The organism is Pedobacter sp. 05L430, assembly GCF_056397585.1.
In genome coordinates, this window is record NZ_JBFTNT010000464.1 from 1 (window position 1) to 2,005 (window position 2,005).

General features: G+C 39.6%; 2 protein-coding genes. Both read left to right on the forward strand.

Going from position 1 to position 2,005, the window contains the following annotated elements; translation table 11 throughout:
• Positions 1–279 (forward strand): aldose epimerase family protein (locus tag AC1DG9_RS26410; RefSeq protein WP_477635613.1); only part of this gene is annotated, 279 nt, incomplete at its 5' end.
• Positions 280–327: 48 nt separating this feature from the next.
• A partial coding sequence (locus AC1DG9_RS26415; protein ID WP_477635614.1) for a glycoside hydrolase family 97 catalytic domain-containing protein occupies positions 328–2,005 on the forward strand: 1,678 nt, incomplete at its 3' end.

A 2,005-nucleotide genomic window follows, 5' to 3' on the forward strand; every position in this document is an offset into this window, starting at 1 on the left:
GATAAAAACGGTGCCGCTGCCACTTTGGTTGATCCGGAATCCGGACGCGTATTAGATGTATACACCAGTTACCCCGGACTCATGCTTTATACCGGAGACTACCTTGAAAGCAGATGTAATGGACATTTAGGTGAGCCATACAAACCATTAGATGGTATCTGCTTAGAATGTCAATTTTATCCCGATAGTCCAAATCACCCAAGCTTTCCCTCAACAATACTTGAGCCTGATCATTTATATCAGGAAAGTATAACCTATAAATTCAGCACACAAACTTAGCATATGAAACTAAACCCGGTTCTGGCAACCCTTCTCTTAATTTTTTGCTTGTCAGCAGAACTAATTGCCAAAGACAAAAGGTTCCAATTAAACTCTCCAAATAATACACTAAAAGTAAAAGTGAGTATGGGTGATAGCATCACTTATTCCATATCATTTAAAAACAAAACAGTAATTCTTCCCTCAGCAATTGCAATGGTGCTTCAAAACAAAGTGCTTGGCAAAACTACACAAGTGAATAACATAAGGGTTATAAAGAATAAAGAATTCAATGAGTTATCCGTTTTATTTTCTGATCAGAACTACTCCTTAATTTTCAGAGCTTATAATGAAGGGGTTGCCTATCGTTTTGTTACCAGTTTTAAGGACTCTATACAGGTAGTAGCAGAAAAGGCCGATTTTAATATCAATGGAAAACCAGCAGCGATACTTCAGGAAACTGACAATTATACCAGCTGGGAAGGACCGTACATTAAATATCCCTCAATTGCGGAAATATCAAATGGTAAACGTGCCACAACTCCAGCACTTTTTGATGATAAAAGTAATGGAATAAAAGTAGTTATTGCAGAGTCTGATTTATTTGGTTATCCGGGCATGTATATTAAGAAACAAGGAGATCAGTATATCGGCGATTGGGCAAAATTCCCAACGAAGACCGTAATGGGTAGTTGGGGTGATTTTGTTTCTGTAGTAAAAGAAAGGGGTGATTATCTTGCTAAAACCGATGGAAGCAGATCTTTTCCATGGCGGGTGATTATCGCAACCGACAATGACAAAGACTTACTGAATAATCATTTGGTAACCAAGCTTGCGCGTCCTTCAGAAATTAAAGATACCAGCTGGATCAAATCAGGAAAAGCTGCATGGGAATGGTGGCACGATGCTATGCTCCCTGGTGCAAGCATTCCATCAGGAATGGCGAACAGAAATACCGATCTATATAATTATTATGTTGACTTTGCTGCTGCAAATAAACTCGAATACATGATGATAGATGCAGGGTGGTCTAACAACTATGACCTTACAAAGGTTAATCCTAAATTAGATGTTCAAGGTGTAATAAAAAGAGCCCGGGAAAAGAAAGTCGGAGTATTTTTATGGTGCGTTGCCTCTACTTTGTTAAAAGATCTCAATAAAAATCTGGATTTCCTGAATTCTATAGGCGCTGCCGGCATCAAAGTCGATTTCTTTGATCGTGATGATCAGGAGGCTATCCAATGGATCGAACTCATTGCTAAAGAAGCGGCAAAACGAAAGCTGATGATAGATTTTCACGGATGCAGCAAGCCAACGGGCTTGGAAAAAACATACCCAAATATTGTTAACTATGAGGCTGTGAGAGGAGCAGAGTCTGACAAGTGGGACAATACCATAGATCCAGATCATCACTTGATCATTCCATTTGTAAGGATGCTTGCCGGTCCATTTGATTACACTCCAGGTGCAATGCGGAATAAAACTAAGGCAGAGTTTAAACCTATTGATCCAGGATTACCATCAGGACAGGGAACCCGCTGCCATGAACTTGCAATGTATGTTATCTATGATCAGCCACTGGGGATGCTCGCTGATTCTCCAACTGAATATGAAAAAGCTCCTGATATTATGAAATATCTTTCAGCCGTGCCAACAGTTGCTGATGAAACAAAGGTAATAGATGCTAAACTAGCAGAATATGCGGTAATGGCTAAAAGAAAAGGAGACAACTGGTATGTAGGTGCAA